Here is a 15,036-nt window from a genome sequence, read left to right on the forward strand (position 1 = left end):
TCTTACTAAAATAAAAGTGGAAGTCACTTCCGATTTATTAACTTGCAAACAGAGCCTGGAGGAAAACCTATGGAGATGTTATCAGGAGCTGAAATGGTCGTCCGATCGTTAATTGATCAGGGCGTTGAGCATATATTCGGTTATCCGGGAGGGGCAGTACTGGATATTTATGATGCCCTGCATACGGTTGGGGGTATTGAGCATATCCTGGTACGTCATGAGCAGGGGGCAGTTCATATGGCTGATGGCTATGCCCGTTCTACCGGGAAGGTTGGTGTGGTATTGATCACCTCCGGTCCTGGAGCAACCAATGCCATTACCGGTATTGCTACAGCTTATATGGATTCAATTCCGATGGTTGTATTGTCCGGTCAAGTCGCCAGTTCCCTGATTGGCAATGATGCATTTCAGGAATGTGACATGGTAGGGATATCCCGTCCGATCGTAAAACATAGTTTTTTAGTGAAAAAAGCAGAGGATATTCCGAAGGTACTGAAAAAAGCCTTCTATCTAGCCTCCAGTGGCCGTCCGGGACCTGTAGTGATTGATTTACCGAAAGATACGGTAAATCCGGCAGTAAAATTACCTTATATTTATCCTGATCAGATCAGTATGCGTTCTTATAGTCCAACGATTCAAGGACACAAAGGGCAGATTAAGCGGGCATTAAGAAAACTATTGAATGCGAAAAAACCGGTCATATATGTAGGCGGGGGGGCGATTAACGCAGATTGTTCAGCAGAATTATTGGTATTGGCAGAAAAATTCAATATCCCTGTTGTTAGCTCCCTGATGGGATTAGGCAGTTTCCCTGCAACTCATCCGCAAAGTCTGGGTATGCTCGGTATGCATGGTACATTCGAAGCTAACAAAGCAATCCATAATTCAGATGTCATTTTTGCTGTCGGTGTACGTTTTGATGATCGTACTACCAATAATCTGGAAAAGTATTGCCCGGGAGCAACGGTATTACATATTGATATTGATCCGACATCAATTTCGAAAACGGTTTCCGCAGATGTACCTATTGTTGGTGATGCTAAACAGGTGCTTGGGCAAATGCTGGCGTTGCTGGAGACAGTGGAAGACACACAAGATCCCGATGCGCTAAAAGATTGGTGGTTATCTATTCAGCAATGGCGCAGCCGTAAATGTCTCAGTTTTGATCGCAGTGGTGAAAAAATTAAACCACAAGCTGCTATTGAAGTTCTCTATCGTCTGACGAAGGGGGAAGCTTATGTCACTTCCGATGTCGGGCAGCATCAGATGTTTGTTGCATTGCATTACCCATTTGATAAACCAAGGCGTTGGATCAGTTCCGGTGGTTTGGGAACGATGGGATTTGGTTTACCGGCGGCTTTGGGCGTTAAACTGGTGAAACCGGAAGCGACGGTAGTTTGTGTTACCGGGGATGGCAGTATTCAGATGAATATTCAGGAGCTGTCTACCGCGTTGCAATATGGGCTGCCGATACTGGTTCTGAATTTGAATAACCGTTTCCTGGGGATGATAAGACAGTGGCAAGACATGATTTATGCCGGTCGTCACTCTCAATCTTATATGGAATCCTTGCCTGATTTTGTCAAATTGGCTGAGGCTTATGGTCATATTGGCATTTCTATCCAACGTTATGATGAATTGGAAAGTAAATTAGCGGAGGCCCTGAAAGAGGTGACTGAAAATCAGCGGCTGGTATTTGTTGATGTCACAGTGGATGAAACTGAACATGTATATCCTATGCAGATCCGTGGAGGAGCAATGGATGAGATGTGGTTAAGCAAAACGGAGAGAACCTGATTATGCGCCGGATTTTATCTGTATTACTTGAAAACGAATCAGGGGCTTTGTCCCGGGTTGTTGGTCTGTTTTCCCAACGTGGCTACAACATTGAAAGTTTAACTGTCGCTCCAACTGATGATCCGACATTATCGCGAATGACAATTCAGACTAAAGGCGATGCAAGGGTACTTGAACAGATTGAAAAACAGTTGCACAAGTTGGTGGATGTGTTACGAGTCAGCGAATTGGCGTCGGGTTCTCACGTAGAGCGTGAAATCATGTTAGTTAAATTACAGGCCAGCGGATATGGACGTGAAGAGATCAAACGCAGCACTGACATCTTCCGTGGGCAGATCATTGATGTGACTTCGACCTTATATACTGTGCAATTGGTAGGAACCAGCGATAAATTGGATGCATTTCTCGATGCTGTTCGAGATGTTGCTGAAATTGTTGAAGTTGCTCGTTCAGGTATTGTCGGCGTATCTCGCGGGGATAAAATTATGCGATGAAAAATCGCAAACTGCGGGGCAATATGCATACATTTATCAGGCTCTGCGATAAAGTAGGGCCTTTCTGGGGTCTATAAGGAGTTAATGTGAAACTGGATGAAATCGCCCGCCTTGCAGGTGTTTCACGCACAACGGCCAGTTATGTAATTAATGGTAAAGCCAAGCAATACCGTGTCAGTGATAAAACGGTAGAAAAAGTGATGGCAGTGGTTAGAGAACATAATTACCATCCTAATGCTGTGGCAGCCGGTCTCCGTGCAGGACGTACCCGTTCTATTGGTTTGGTTATTCCAGATTTAGAAAATACCAGCTATACCCGTATTGCTAATTATTTGGAACGTCAGGCTCGTCAACGTGGCTATCAGTTATTGATAGCCTGTTCGGAAGACCAACCTGATAATGAAATGCGCTGTGTTGAACACCTGTTGCAACGTCAGGTGGATGCAATTATTGTTTCTACCGCATTACCGCCGGAGCATCCTTTTTATCAACGCTGGGCAAATCGTTCTTTGCCTATTATTGCTCTCGATCGGGCGCTTGAAAATGAACACTTTATCAGCGTAGTGGGTGATGATTTTGAAGATGCAAAGATGTTGGCGCAAGAATTTCGTCAATTTCCGGCTGAATCTGTGCTTTATCTCGGCGCATTACCTGAATTATCAGTCAGTTTCCTGCGTGAACAGGGGTTCCGTGAAGCATGGAAAGATGATCCTCGTAAAGTGATGTATCTTTACTCAAACAGCTATGAGCGTGATGCGGCTGCTGAAGTGTACTCCAAATGGTTAGAAACTCATCCAATGCCGCAAGCGTTGTTCACCACCTCTTTTGCCCTGTTGCAAGGGGTCATGGATGTTACCCTTAAACACAGCGGCCGTTTACCAAATCAATTGGTTATCGCGACTTTTGGTGATCATGAATTATTGGATTTCCTTGAATGTCCAGTGCTCTCTGTAGCGCAGCGTCATCGTGAAATTGCTGAACGGGTATTGGAACTGGTGTTAGCGAGTCTGGATGAAAAGCAGAAGCCAGGGCCAGGTATCACACGGATACATCGCGACTTATGTCGTCGAGGAAGCCTGAGTCGAAAAATATGATAAAAACCCCTCATTAATTTTCTGATGAGGGGTTTTGGTTGTCGGATTTGTCATAAAAGAAGTGTGTAAAGGCAACTTTCAAGCAATCCTTACGTTGGGTGTTTCAGCGCGAGCAAATAGCAATTTCGTTCATACATAAATTATTCAGTAGGGAGAAGCGCATGGAACAGCGCTTATTTGAGTTTGGGATTTGTCTATTTACCTCCGTTTTTTTACCCTCTTTTATATATTAAATTGATTTTAATAATATTTATCTTGTGGTTTTTTGCTGCTAGTTAGTTTGAGTGTTGAGTTCATCAAATAGAATGATAAACATTGCTGCACGGTGGTTAAATAGTAATGAAATGTAAATTATGTAAATAAATTAATCACACAACTATTTTTTTATTATTTTATCGTAAACATTTACTCTCCTTGTGCTTGTAAAATTATTCAGAATTATCATGGTGTTAATTATTATTGATATTGCTAAATTTAATAATTATGCCTCCCAACAGCCAAAATCCTGCCATCAAATATAGCTAAAGCGCATCGGCTCTGGCTTGACAAGGTTTTCGTCCCATCCGTAAACTCCTTATTGTGGGGATTAGTGGGATAAAGTGGTAATTCTTGATCACCAGGGGCGACCTGAGTATGTTTCGTGGAGCAACGCAGATTAATCTCGATAGCAAGGGGCGGCTCACCGTACCTACCCGATACCGGGCTATGCTAAATGAGGAATCGCAAGGGCAAATGGTTTGTACCATCGACCTTCATCAGCCGTGCCTGTTGCTCTATACATTATCTGAATGGGAAATTATTGAAGAAAAACTTTCTCGCTTATCCAGCATGAATCCGGCGGAGCGTCGGGTGCAACGTTTGCTTTTAGGTCATGCCAGTGAATGTCAGATGGATAGTGCAGGACGTCTTTTGCTAGCCGGTACATTGCGCCAGCATGCAGGGCTAGTCAAAGAGGTTATGCTGGTTGGTCAGTTCAACAAATTTGAACTGTGGGATGAGCAGGCTTGGTATCAACAGGTTAAGGATGACATTGCGGCTGAGCAATCCACACAGGAACCTTTATCAGTACGGCTACAGGAATTATCACTATAAATATGGCAAATAGTCATTTTAAACATACCAGCGTATTGCTGGATGAAGCAGTCAACGGACTGAATATTCGTGAAAATGGAATCTATATTGACGGCACATTTGGCCGTGGTGGGCATTCACGTCTGATTTTGTCGCAATTGGGAACGGCAGGTCGTTTAATTGCAATTGATCGAGATCCGCAAGCGATTGAAGTGGCAAAAGCGATCACAGATCCGCGTTTTTCAATTGTACATGGGCCATTTTCTAAATTGGCTCACTATATAGAAAATGCCGGGCTGACTGGCAAAATTGATGGTGTATTGCTGGATTTAGGTGTTTCTTCGCCTCAGTTGGATGATCCAGAACGCGGTTTTTCTTTTATGCGTGATGGGCCGCTAGATATGCGGATGGACCCGACTCGCGGGCAATCAGCAGCAGAATGGCTGATGCATGCAACAGCAGATGATATTGCCTGGGTATTGAAAACATTTGGTGAAGAGCGTTTCGCCAAACGTATTGCCAGAGCAATTGTGGCACGCAATCAGGAAGATCCCATTACCCGAACAAAAGCGCTAGCCGATTTAATTGCTCAGGCTAGCCCAGTAAAAGAGAAACATAAGCATCCAGCAACCAGGAGCTTCCAGGCGATTAGGATTTATATTAATAGTGAGCTGGAAGAGATTGAGCAGGCGCTGGAAGGGGCATTACAAGTGCTTGCGCCACAGGGGAGACTTTCAGTTATCAGTTTCCATTCGCTGGAAGATCGTATTGTTAAACGATTTATTCGTCAGAATAGTCGAGGACCACAAGTACCGGCAGGATTGCCATTAACAGAGGAGCAACTGAAAGCGCGAGGTGGGCGTAGCTTGAAATCGATTGGCAAGATGAAACCTTCAGAGGAAGAAGTGGCTGATAACCCACGGGCTCGCAGTTCTGTTTTGCGTTTTGCTGAAAAAGTTAGTGAATAATGGCAGGTGAACGTCACGGATTAACCAGTATTATCGGCAACGATTTACTCAAGAATGCCAAAATACCGTTGATTCTTCTAGTCGCTGTATTGGTTTCGGCCATAGTCGTTGTAACCATTGCGCATGAAACCCGCTTATTGACGGCTGAAAGAGAACATTTGGTCGTGGAACGAGATGCATTAGATATCGAGTGGCGCAATCTGATCCTCGAAGAAAATGCCTTAGGTGATCACAGTCGAGTTGAGCGGATAGCTGTTGAAAAAATGCATATGCAGCATGTTAATCCTGCTCAGGAAAACATTGTTGTTTCACAGTGAGTTAATTTAAATATTAAAAGGTAAGCGATGAAAGCAGCACGCTCCGTGAAATTAAAACGGCAAGAAGATAAAGCCAGTTTTGTTAGCTGGCGTTTTGCTTTGTTGTGCGGGGGGATTGCCGTGGCTTTAATTGGCTTATTGCTGAGAGTGACTTATTTGCAGGTCATTAACCCGGATAAACTGGTTAAAGAGGGTGATTTACGTTCTCTGCGCGTGCAATCAATCCCTACCGCTCGCGGTATGATCAGTGACCGTATGGGGCGGCCTCTGGCTGTCAGCGTTCCAGTCAATGCTGTTTGGGCAGATCCGAAAGAGGTATTTGAAAAAGGGGGGATTACGGATGATACCCGCTGGAAAGCTTTATCTGATGCCATTAATTTACCTCTTGAGCAACTTACCGACAAAGTTAGTGCTAATCCGAAAGGCCGTTTTGTTTATTTAGCGCGTCAGGTTAATCCATCGGTTGGCGATTACATTCATAAACTGAAATTGCCGGGGATTTATTTGCGTCAGGAATCCCGGCGTTATTATCCGGCAGGTCAAGTAACGGCACATATTATTGGCGTGACCAACGTTGATGGTCAGGGTATTGAAGGTATAGAAAAAAGTTTTGATCGTTGGCTGACGGGTCAACCGGGTGAACGAACTGTACGTAAAGACCGCTTTGGTCGTGTCATTGAAGATATCTCATCTGTTGATAGTCTGGCGGCACACAATCTGGTATTGAGTATCGATGAACGCTTACAGGCGCTAGTTTACCGCGAATTAACCAATGCGGTGGCCTTTAACAAAGCAGAATCCGGTACAGCGGTATTGGTAGATGTTAATACCGGAGAAGTGCTGGCAATGGCAAACAGCCCGTCTTATAACCCAAATAATCTCGTCAATACACCAAAAGACGCGATGCGCAACCGTGCTATCACCGATATTTTCGAGCCAGGTTCCACTGTTAAGCCGATGGTGGTAATGGCTGCGTTGAATGATGGTATCATCAAAGAAAATACGGTTATTAATACCGTACCTTATAGGATAAGCGGTAAGGAAATTAGAGATGTATCCCGTTATCCAGAATTATCTATCACTGGTATTTTACAAAAATCGAGTAACGTCGGTGTTTCTAAACTAGCGTTAGCCATGCCTGCGACAGAATTGGTGGATGTTTATTCACGTTTTGGATTAGGAAAGGCGACCAATCTGGGGTTGGTTGGAGAAAGCAGTGGTTTATATCCAACAGGAAAACAACGGTGGTCAGATCTTGATAGAGCGACCTTTTCTTACGGTTATGGGCTGATGGTAACACCATTACAGTTAGCGCGGGTCTATGCAACGATTGGTAGCTTGGGTATTTATCGTCCTCTGTCAATTACCAAAGTTGATCCACCTGTGCCCGGCACAAGAGTATTTCCTGAGCCTATCATGCGAACAGTCGTTCATATGATGGAGAGTGTGGCTTTGCCTGGCGGTGGTGGAGTGCGGGCGGCGATAAAAGGTTATCGGATTGCAATCAAGACGGGGACTGCAAAGAAAGTCGGGCCGGATGGCAAATATGCTAATCGATATATTTCTTATGCCGCAGGTGTTGCCCCGGCAAGTAACCCAAGATTTGCACTGGTTGTGGTCATTAATGATCCACAGACAGGTAAGTATTACGGTGGTGTGGTTTCTGCGCCGGTATTTGGCGCCATTATGGGGGGCGTTCTACGCATCATGAATGTGGAGCCGGATGCTTTGGCGGCAGGTGATAAAAACGAATTTGTGATTAATAAGAAAGAGGATACAGGTGGCAGATCGTAATCTACGCGATTTACTCGCGCCGTTGGGTATTGACGCCCCAGTGCGTGAGTTACGCGAAATGACATTGGACAGCCGTAAATCGTCTGCCGGAGATCTGTTTGTTGCTATTAAAGGGCACCAGACAGATGGTCGACACTACATTCCTCAAGCCATCGCACAAGGGGTTGCGGCGGTTATTGCAGAAGCCCAGGGCGAAGCTGATAACGGAACCGTACAAATTATGCATGGTATTCCGGTTGTTTATGTGAACGATTTGAATAATAAGTTGTCACAGTTAGCTGGTGAGTTTTATTGTCACCCTGGTGATAAATTGCACTTGATTGGTGTAACCGGAACCAATGGTAAAACAACCACTACTCAATTACTTGCGCAGTGGAGCCACGGGTTAGGGGAAACCAGCGCCGTGATGGGAACTGTTGGCAATGGTTTACTGGGGCATGTGGCGCCAAGTGAAAATACCACAGGCTCGGCTGTTGATATCCAACTGGATTTGCAACAACTTGTTCGTCAAGGGGCGACTTTTGCGGCAATGGAAGTCTCTTCTCATGGACTGGTTCAGGGGCGTGTGGCTGCCTTGCCGTTTGAGGCGGCAGTGTTTACCAATTTGAGCCGTGACCATCTTGATTATCACGGTGATATGGACCACTACGAAGCCGCTAAATGGCTGCTATTTTCCACTCATAATGTGAAGCAACAAATTATTAATGCTGATGATGAGATTGGATTGAAATGGTTATCCCATTTACCACAAGCGGTTGCTGTAACGATGGAAAACCGTCTGCCGGAAAATTGGCAGGGCCGTTGGTTGGCGGCGCGTGAAATAAAGTATCACGATAAAGGGGTATCTATCACCTTCGAGTCTAGCTGGGGTGGCGGTACAATTGATAGTTCTTTAATGGGGGCATTTAATGTCAGCAATCTGTTGTTGGCGCTTTCCACCCTATTAGCTCTGGTTTATCCGTTGGAAAAACTGCTTGAAACAGCTTCTTGCCTGGAACCTGTCTGTGGACGAATGGAAGTATTCACTGCGCCGGGCAAACCCGTTGTCGTTGTTGATTATGCTCACACACCTGACGCGCTGGAAAAAGCTTTGATGGCTGCACGTTTGCATTGTCAAGGTAAGCTTTGGTGTGTTTTTGGTTGTGGTGGTGATCGTGATAAAGGTAAACGCCCATTGATGGGAGGCGTTGCGGAACAGTGGGCCGATTGTGTGATTGTGACTGATGATAATCCGCGCAATGAAGAACCACAGGCAATTGTTGCTGACATTCTGACGGGTTTTCTTGACCCGGGGAGAGCGATAGCGATTCATGGACGTGTTGAAGCGGTAACTAGCGCTATTATGCAGGCAAAAGCAGATGATGTTGTATTGATAGCGGGTAAAGGCCATGAAGATTATCAATTGGTCGGCCATCGTCGCTTGGATTATTCGGATCGGTTAACTGTTGCTCGGTTATTGGGGGTGATTGCATGATTTCCCTCACTTTGCAACAACTGGCACAAGTCACGAATGGCGTATTGAATCAGGTGACTAAACAGCAGGCAGCAAATATTTGTATCAGTGATGTGACTACTGACAGCCGTCGGGTTGGCAATGGCAGCCTGTTTATTGCCTTGAAAGGTGAGCGCTTTGATGCGCATGATTTTTTTGCTGATGCAGTAAAAGCTGGTGCCGATGCTTTGCTTGTCAGCCGTGTGTTGGATGTTAACTTTCCACAGGTCGTGGTTAAAGATACGCGTTTAGCAATGGGTAAATTAGCGGGTTGGGTTCGCCAGCAGAGTAATGCGCGTGTTGTTGCGTTAACGGGGTCGTCCGGTAAAACATCGGTGAAAGAGATGACTGCGGCGATTTTGCGTCAGTGTGGCAACACGCTCTATACCGCGGGTAACCTGAATAATGATATCGGCGTACCGCTGACATTGTTCAGATTGACGGAACAACATGAGTTTGCTGTGGTTGAATTAGGTGCAAGCCATGTCGGTGAAATTGCCTATACCGTAGAAATGGTCCGGCCAGAAACGGCATTAGTCAATAACCTGTTTGCTGCGCACTTAGCGGATTTTGGTTCTCTTGCGAGTATTGCAAAAGCTAAGGGCGAGATTTTTACCGGCCTGCCAGAAAAAGGTACGGCGATTATCAATCTGGAAAGCAATGATTGGGCTCACTGGCAACAGGTTATTGGCGACAAAACAGTACAGCGTTTTTCCATGCAACAAGCATCAGTCGCTGATTTTTACGCTACGGATATTCAGGTTAAACAACTGACGACAGATTTTTGTCTGCATACGCCTATTGGCAGCATAGAAATCAACTTGCCGTTGCCTGGGAAACACAATGTCGCTAATGCGTTAGCGGCCAGTGCGTTGGCAATCTCTGTTGGCGCGACTTTACGAGATATTCGTCTGGGCTTGTTGGAGCTGAAAGCGGTACCGGGGCGGTTGTTTCCAATCAATCTGGCAGAAGGAAAATTGCTGCTTGATGACACGTATAACGCCAATGTTGGTTCAATGACTGTTGCGGTCCAGGTGTTATCACAGATGCCGGGTTATCGAGTGCTGGTAGTCGGCGATATCGGGGCATTGGGTGAACAGTCGGAAGATTACCATCGTCAGATTGGTGAAACCGCAGCTTCTTGCGGTATCGATAGTGTGTTCAGTGTCGGCAAATTAAGTATTCATGTTAGTGAGGCAAGCGGTTGTGGTCAGCATTTTGCGGATAAAGCCGCATTGATCGCAACATTGGTTCCGCTATTACAACAACACAAGGTCATTTCAGTGTTAGTTAAAGGTTCGCGCAATACCACAATGGAAGATATTGTCCACGCATTACAGGAGAGCTTCACATGTTAGTTTGGCTGGCCGAATATTTGGTCAAATATCACACCGGCTTTAACGTCTTTTCTTACTTGACGTTTAGGGCTATCGTCAGCCTGCTGACTGCTTTGGCTATCGCATTGTGGATGGGGCCGCGCATGATAGCCTTCCTGCAAAAATTACAAATTGGGCAGGTTGTTCGCAACGATGGGCCGGAATCTCACTTTAGCAAACGTGGTACGCCGACAATGGGCGGTTTGCTGATCTTACTTTCAATTACGATTTCTACACTGTTGTGGGTGCGTTTGAATAACCCCTATGTTTGGTGCGTGCTGATTGTGCTGATTGGTTACGGCATTGTTGGTTTTGTGGATGATTACCGCAAAGTCGTGCGCAAAGATACTAAAGGGTTAATTGCCCGCTGGAAGTATTTCTGGCAATCCGTCCTGGCATTAGGGGTGGCGTTTGCCATGTACAGCGTCGGTAAAGATACTCCTGCAACGCAATTGGTCGTGCCATTCTTTAAAGATGTGATGCCGCAACTGGGCGTGCTTTACATTCTGTTGACCTACTTTGTGATTGTCGGAACCAGTAACGCAGTGAATCTGACGGACGGATTGGATGGTTTGGCAATTATGCCAACCGTTTTTGTCGCGGCGGGTTTTGCTTTGGTGGCATGGGCGACAGGTAACGTCAATTTCGCTAACTATCTGCATATCCCTTATCTGAGCCATGCTGGCGAACTGGTTATCGTCTGTACTGCGATTGTTGGCGCCGGGCTAGGCTTCTTGTGGTTCAACACTTATCCGGCGCAAGTTTTCATGGGTGATGTGGGTTCTTTGGCATTAGGTGGCGCATTGGGGACGATTGCTGTGTTGCTACGCCAGGAGTTTCTACTGGTGATTATGGGCGGTGTGTTTGTGGTAGAAACCCTGTCAGTTATTTTACAGGTGGGTTCTTTTAAACTGCGCGGGCAGCGTATTTTCCGTATGGCGCCTATTCACCATCACTATGAATTGAAAGGCTGGCCAGAACCGCGTGTTATTGTGCGTTTTTGGATTATTTCTCTGATGCTAGTGCTGATTGGCCTGGCAACATTGAAGGTGCGTTAATCATGGCAGATTATTTGGGTAAAAAAGTCGTCATTGTCGGGTTGGGGCTGACAGGTCTCTCCTGTGTTGACTTTTTTATGGCGCGAGGTGTGATCCCGCGAGTGATGGATACTCGTGCGGCGCCACCCGGTAAGGATAAGCTGCCCGATGGTGTTGAGTGTCACAGTGGAAGCCTGGATACTGGTTGGTTGATGGATGCTGACTTGATTGTTGTAAGCCCAGGCGTTGCTTTGGCAACGGCGGAATTGCAGGCTGCGGCTAATGCAGGTATCGAAATTGTTGGCGATATCGAGTTGTTTTGCCGTGAAGCAACAGCCCCAATCGTCGCCATTACTGGCTCTAATGGTAAAAGTACCGTTACCAGTCTTGTCGGTGAAATGGCGAAAGCGGCTAATTGGCAGGTGGGGGTTGGCGGTAATATTGGCCTGCCTGCATTAGAATTGTTGAAGAAATCTTGTCAGCTTTATGTCTTAGAGCTCTCCAGTTTCCAGTTGGAAACCACGTATGGCCTGAACGCAACAGCCGCTGCTGTGCTTAATGTGACTGAGGATCATATGGATCGTTATCCTCAGGGGGTATCTCAGTACCGAGCGGCCAAACTGAGGATTTATCGTCAGGCGAAGAGATGCATTGTGAATGCTCAAGATCCCCTGACACTGCCTGAAACGGGTATGGACAGCCGTTGTGTCAGCTTTGGTGTCGATTGTGGCGACTACCAGCTTGATAGTGAAAATGCCTGTTTGAAAGTTCACAACCAATCACTGCTGGCGACAAATGAAATTAAGCTGACTGGACGACATAACTACGTCAATGGGTTGGTTGCATTGGCTTTAGCTGATGCGGTTGGTATTCCTCGTGAGGCCAGTTTGGCGACATTGACGGTTTATCCAGGGCTTGACCATCGTTTCCAACTTGTTCATCTGAACAACGGGGTGCGTTGGATTAACGATTCTAAAGCGACCAATGTTGGCAGTACGGTGGCGGCGCTCGATGGTCTGAACCCAGAGGGTACGCTGTATTTACTGTTAGGTGGTGATGGTAAGTCAGCAGACTTTTCTCCGCTCAAGCCTCTCCTTTGTAGGGATAAAATTTGGCTTTATTGCTTTGGTCGGGATAGGAAACGACTGGCGCAACTACGCCCGGAAATAGCGACATTAACTGAAACTATGGAGCAGGCGATGCGTGATATTGCTCCGCGGCTGGTGGCGGGTGACATGGTGCTGTTATCTCCTGCTTGTGCAAGTCTTGATCAGTTCCGTAATTTTGAACAGCGTGGTCATGAATTTACCCGTTTGGCAGAGGAGTTGGGCTGATGTCTATTCCGGGATTCAGTAGATTAAAAGACTGGGTTGTTGGTGGCCGTGAAACTGATGCCGCCAATATGGTGTTGTATGATCGCACACTGGTTTGGCTGACACTCGGATTGGGAATTATCGGCTTTGTTATGGTGACATCAGCATCGATGCCGGTTGGGCAGCGTCTTGCAGAAGATCCGTTTCTGTTTGCTAAGCGTGATGCGACTTATCTCTTGCTGGCTTTCGGGGTGTCATTGATCACACTGCGTATCCCGATGGATTTCTGGCAACGTTATAGCAATCTGATGTTGCTTATTTCCGTTATTTTATTGTTGGTTGTTCTGGTAGTGGGAAATTCAGTCAATGGAGCATCGCGTTGGATTGCGATTGGGCCTTTGAGAATTCAACCTGCTGAGTTATCGAAACTTTCTCTATTTTGCTATCTCGCCAGTTATTTGGTGCGCAAAGTAGAGGAAGTGCGGAATAACTTTTGGGGGTTTTGTAAGCCAATGGGCGTGATGGTCGTGTTAGCGGTGTTACTTCTGGCTCAACCTGACTTGGGAACTGTGGTTGTACTGTTTGTAACAACGTTGGCAATGCTATTTCTGGCCGGGGCGAAGTTATGGCAGTTTCTCGCGATTATTGGCTCAGGGGTATTCGCGGTGGTTCTGTTAATCATTGCTGAACCTTACCGTATACGCCGTGTAACTTCCTTTCTGGACCCTTGGGAAGATCCATACGGCAAAGGTTATCAATTAACGCAATCTTTGATGGCTTTTGGTCGTGGCGAATTTTTAGGGCAAGGACTAGGAAATTCAGTACAGAAATTGGAATACCTGCCGGAAGCGCATACGGACTTTATTTTCTCTGTTTTGGCAGAAGAATTAGGTTACGTAGGTGTGGTTTTGGTGTTGTTAATGATATTCTTCGTCGCTTTTCGCGCAATGACGATAGGTCGTCGCGCATTGCAGATGGATCAGCGTTTTTCGGGTTTTCTAGCTTGTTCGGTGGGTATCTGGTTTAGTTTCCAGGCTCTGGTTAACGTTGGGGCCGCCGCAGGTATGTTACCGACTAAAGGCTTGACTTTGCCTTTGATTAGTTACGGTGGTTCAAGTTTGCTGATTATGTCTACAGCTATCGTATTGCTATTAAGAATTGATTTTGAAACACGCTTGGCAAAAGCTCAGGCGTTTGTAAGGAGTCCCCGATGAGTGACAAAACCCGGCGTTTGATGGTGATGGCAGGTGGAACCGGAGGACATGTCTTCCCAGGACTGGCTGTAGCTCATCATTTAAAAGACCAGGGTTGGGACGTTCTCTGGTTGGGAACCGCGGATCGGATGGAAGCCGATTTAGTGCCAAAACATGGCATTGACATTGAATTTATTCAGATTTCTGGTCTGCGAGGTAAAGGGATCAGAGCATTGTTAGCTGCCCCGGTCCGAATTTTCAAAGCAATCCGTCAGGCAAAGGCGATTTTACGTCGCTATCAGCCAGATGTCGTGCTTGGCATGGGGGGATATGTTTCTGGTCCCGGCGGTATTGCTGCGTGGATGTGCGGTATTCCGGTTGTGTTGCATGAACAGAATGGTATTGCCGGGCTGACAAACCGGTGGTTGGCTAAAATTGCTACGACCGTTTTACAAGCATTTCCCGGTGCGTTTCCAAAAGCCCCCGTTGTGGGCAACCCTGTTCGCGAAGATGTGTTGGCACTGCCTGTACCTAAACAACGTTTGGCAGGGCGTGAGGGTCCGATTCGGGTTCTGGTTGTTGGGGGCAGTCAGGGGGCGAGAATTCTTAACCAGACAATGCCTGAAATTGCCGCCGGTATGGGTGATAAAATTACTCTTTGGCATCAGACAGGCAAAGGGGCTAAAGAAAGTGTTCAGCATGCCTATGACAATTCAGTTAAATGCGAACATAAGATTACTGAATTTATTGACGATATGGCACAAGCTTATGCCTGGGCTGATGTGGTGATTTGTCGCTCTGGCGCGTTGACGGTTAGTGAAGTGTCTGCTGCGGGATTACCTGGGATTTTTGTGCCATTTCAGCATAAAGATCGTCAGCAATACTGGAATGCGCTACCTCTAGAAAAGGTTGGCGCGGCAAAAATACTGGAGCAACCACAATTTACGGTTGATGCAGTAATCGAATTATTAACTCAGTGGCAACGGCCACAATTGTTGGAAATGGCGGAAAAAGCCCGTTCAGCAGCAATTGTTGATGCAACTGAGCGAGTATCGGCGGCATTAATCGATGCGGCAAAAAAATGATTTAG

General features: G+C 46.2%; 13 protein-coding genes. All 13 read left to right on the plus strand.

All coding sequences use genetic code 11. The annotated features are described in order from the left end of the window. Nucleotides 1-69 precede the first annotated feature (69 nt). The 13 genes from ilvI (at nucleotide 70) to murG (ending at nucleotide 15,031) form a co-directional block, all read left to right on the plus strand. A complete protein-coding gene (gene ilvI / locus EAE93_RS04835; protein ID WP_036777476.1) occupies nucleotides 70-1,797 on the plus strand; it encodes an acetolactate synthase 3 large subunit in 1,728 nt (575 codons plus the stop codon). Nucleotides 1,798-1,799: 2 nt separating this feature from the next. Continuing rightward, nucleotides 1,800-2,291 carry an acetolactate synthase small subunit gene (ilvN, locus tag EAE93_RS04840; protein ID WP_181147808.1) on the plus strand — a complete coding sequence of 164 codons (492 nt, stop codon included), beginning with the start codon at nucleotides 1,800-1,802 and terminating at the stop codon, nucleotides 2,289-2,291. An 86-nt stretch (nucleotides 2,292-2,377) separates the two neighbouring features. Then, nucleotides 2,378-3,385, plus strand: a complete 1,008-nt coding sequence (gene cra / locus EAE93_RS04845) for a catabolite repressor/activator (protein WP_036777478.1) — start codon at nucleotides 2,378-2,380, stop codon at nucleotides 3,383-3,385. A 633-nt stretch (nucleotides 3,386-4,018) separates the two neighbouring features. Continuing rightward, complete coding sequence (mraZ, locus tag EAE93_RS04850) at nucleotides 4,019-4,477, plus strand: division/cell wall cluster transcriptional repressor MraZ (RefSeq protein WP_036777480.1); 459 nt, start codon at nucleotides 4,019-4,021, stop codon at nucleotides 4,475-4,477. 2 nt (nucleotides 4,478-4,479) lie between these two features. Then, complete coding sequence (gene rsmH, locus EAE93_RS04855) at nucleotides 4,480-5,424, plus strand: 16S rRNA (cytosine(1402)-N(4))-methyltransferase RsmH (protein WP_214039203.1); 945 nt, start codon at nucleotides 4,480-4,482, stop codon at nucleotides 5,422-5,424. Further along, entirely contained in the window at nucleotides 5,421-5,741 is a 321-nt protein-coding gene (ftsL, locus tag EAE93_RS04860; protein WP_036777482.1) for a cell division protein FtsL, read from the plus strand. Before rsmH ends, ftsL begins: the two co-directional genes overlap by 4 nt. 27 nt (nucleotides 5,742-5,768) lie before the next feature. Beyond that, on the plus strand, nucleotides 5,769-7,535 hold the full coding sequence (locus EAE93_RS04865) for a peptidoglycan glycosyltransferase FtsI (protein ID WP_040153580.1): 1,767 nt from the start codon (nucleotides 5,769-5,771) through the stop codon (nucleotides 7,533-7,535). Next, nucleotides 7,522-9,009, plus strand: a complete 1,488-nt coding sequence (gene murE, locus EAE93_RS04870) for a UDP-N-acetylmuramoyl-L-alanyl-D-glutamate--2,6-diaminopimelate ligase (protein ID WP_214039204.1) — start codon at nucleotides 7,522-7,524, stop codon at nucleotides 9,007-9,009. Before EAE93_RS04865 ends, murE begins: the two co-directional genes overlap by 14 nt. Further along, nucleotides 9,006-10,385 (plus strand): UDP-N-acetylmuramoyl-tripeptide--D-alanyl-D-alanine ligase, encoded by a 1,380-nt coding sequence (gene murF, locus EAE93_RS04875; RefSeq protein WP_214039205.1) that lies wholly within the window; start codon nucleotides 9,006-9,008, stop codon nucleotides 10,383-10,385. Before murE ends, murF begins: the two co-directional genes overlap by 4 nt. After that, nucleotides 10,379-11,461 carry a phospho-N-acetylmuramoyl-pentapeptide-transferase gene (gene mraY, locus EAE93_RS04880; RefSeq protein ID WP_036777487.1) on the plus strand — a complete coding sequence of 361 codons (1,083 nt, stop codon included), beginning with the start codon at nucleotides 10,379-10,381 and terminating at the stop codon, nucleotides 11,459-11,461. The genes murF and mraY overlap by 7 nt, the downstream gene beginning before the upstream one ends. A 2-nt stretch (nucleotides 11,462-11,463) precedes the next feature. Beyond that, complete coding sequence (murD, locus tag EAE93_RS04885; protein WP_214039206.1) at nucleotides 11,464-12,774, plus strand: UDP-N-acetylmuramoyl-L-alanine--D-glutamate ligase; 1,311 nt, start codon at nucleotides 11,464-11,466, stop codon at nucleotides 12,772-12,774. After that, on the plus strand, nucleotides 12,774-13,967 hold the full coding sequence (ftsW, locus tag EAE93_RS04890) for a cell division protein FtsW (protein WP_214039207.1): 1,194 nt from the start codon (nucleotides 12,774-12,776) through the stop codon (nucleotides 13,965-13,967). The genes murD and ftsW overlap by 1 nt, the downstream gene beginning before the upstream one ends. Continuing rightward, nucleotides 13,964-15,031, plus strand: a complete 1,068-nt coding sequence (murG, locus tag EAE93_RS04895; protein WP_214039208.1) for an undecaprenyldiphospho-muramoylpentapeptide beta-N-acetylglucosaminyltransferase — start codon at nucleotides 13,964-13,966, stop codon at nucleotides 15,029-15,031. The genes ftsW and murG overlap by 4 nt, the downstream gene beginning before the upstream one ends. Nucleotides 15,032-15,036: the final 5 nt, after the last annotated feature.

This window comes from Photorhabdus akhurstii (assembly GCF_018448925.1).
GTDB classification, from domain to species: Bacteria; Pseudomonadota; Gammaproteobacteria; order Enterobacterales; family Enterobacteriaceae; genus Photorhabdus; species Photorhabdus akhurstii.

What these genes read in the sequence shown, in the direction of transcription:
- ilvI (WP_036777476.1), top strand. Translation starts at nt 70, where the DNA reads ATGGAGATGTTATCAGGAGCTGAAATGGTCGTCCGATCGTTAATTGAT.
- ilvN (WP_181147808.1), top strand. Translation starts at nt 1,800, where the DNA reads ATGCGCCGGATTTTATCTGTATTACTTGAAAACGAATCAGGGGCTTTG.
- mraZ (WP_036777480.1), top strand. Translation starts at nt 4,019, where the DNA reads ATGTTTCGTGGAGCAACGCAGATTAATCTCGATAGCAAGGGGCGGCTC.
- rsmH (WP_214039203.1), top strand. Translation starts at nt 4,480, where the DNA reads ATGGCAAATAGTCATTTTAAACATACCAGCGTATTGCTGGATGAAGCA.
- EAE93_RS04865 (WP_040153580.1), top strand. Translation starts at nt 5,769, where the DNA reads ATGAAAGCAGCACGCTCCGTGAAATTAAAACGGCAAGAAGATAAAGCC.
- murF (WP_214039205.1), top strand. Translation starts at nt 9,006, where the DNA reads ATGATTTCCCTCACTTTGCAACAACTGGCACAAGTCACGAATGGCGTA.
- mraY (WP_036777487.1), top strand. Translation starts at nt 10,379, where the DNA reads ATGTTAGTTTGGCTGGCCGAATATTTGGTCAAATATCACACCGGCTTT.
- murD (WP_214039206.1), top strand. Translation starts at nt 11,464, where the DNA reads ATGGCAGATTATTTGGGTAAAAAAGTCGTCATTGTCGGGTTGGGGCTG.
- ftsW (WP_214039207.1), top strand. Translation starts at nt 12,774, where the DNA reads ATGTCTATTCCGGGATTCAGTAGATTAAAAGACTGGGTTGTTGGTGGC.
- murG (WP_214039208.1), top strand. Translation starts at nt 13,964, where the DNA reads ATGAGTGACAAAACCCGGCGTTTGATGGTGATGGCAGGTGGAACCGGA.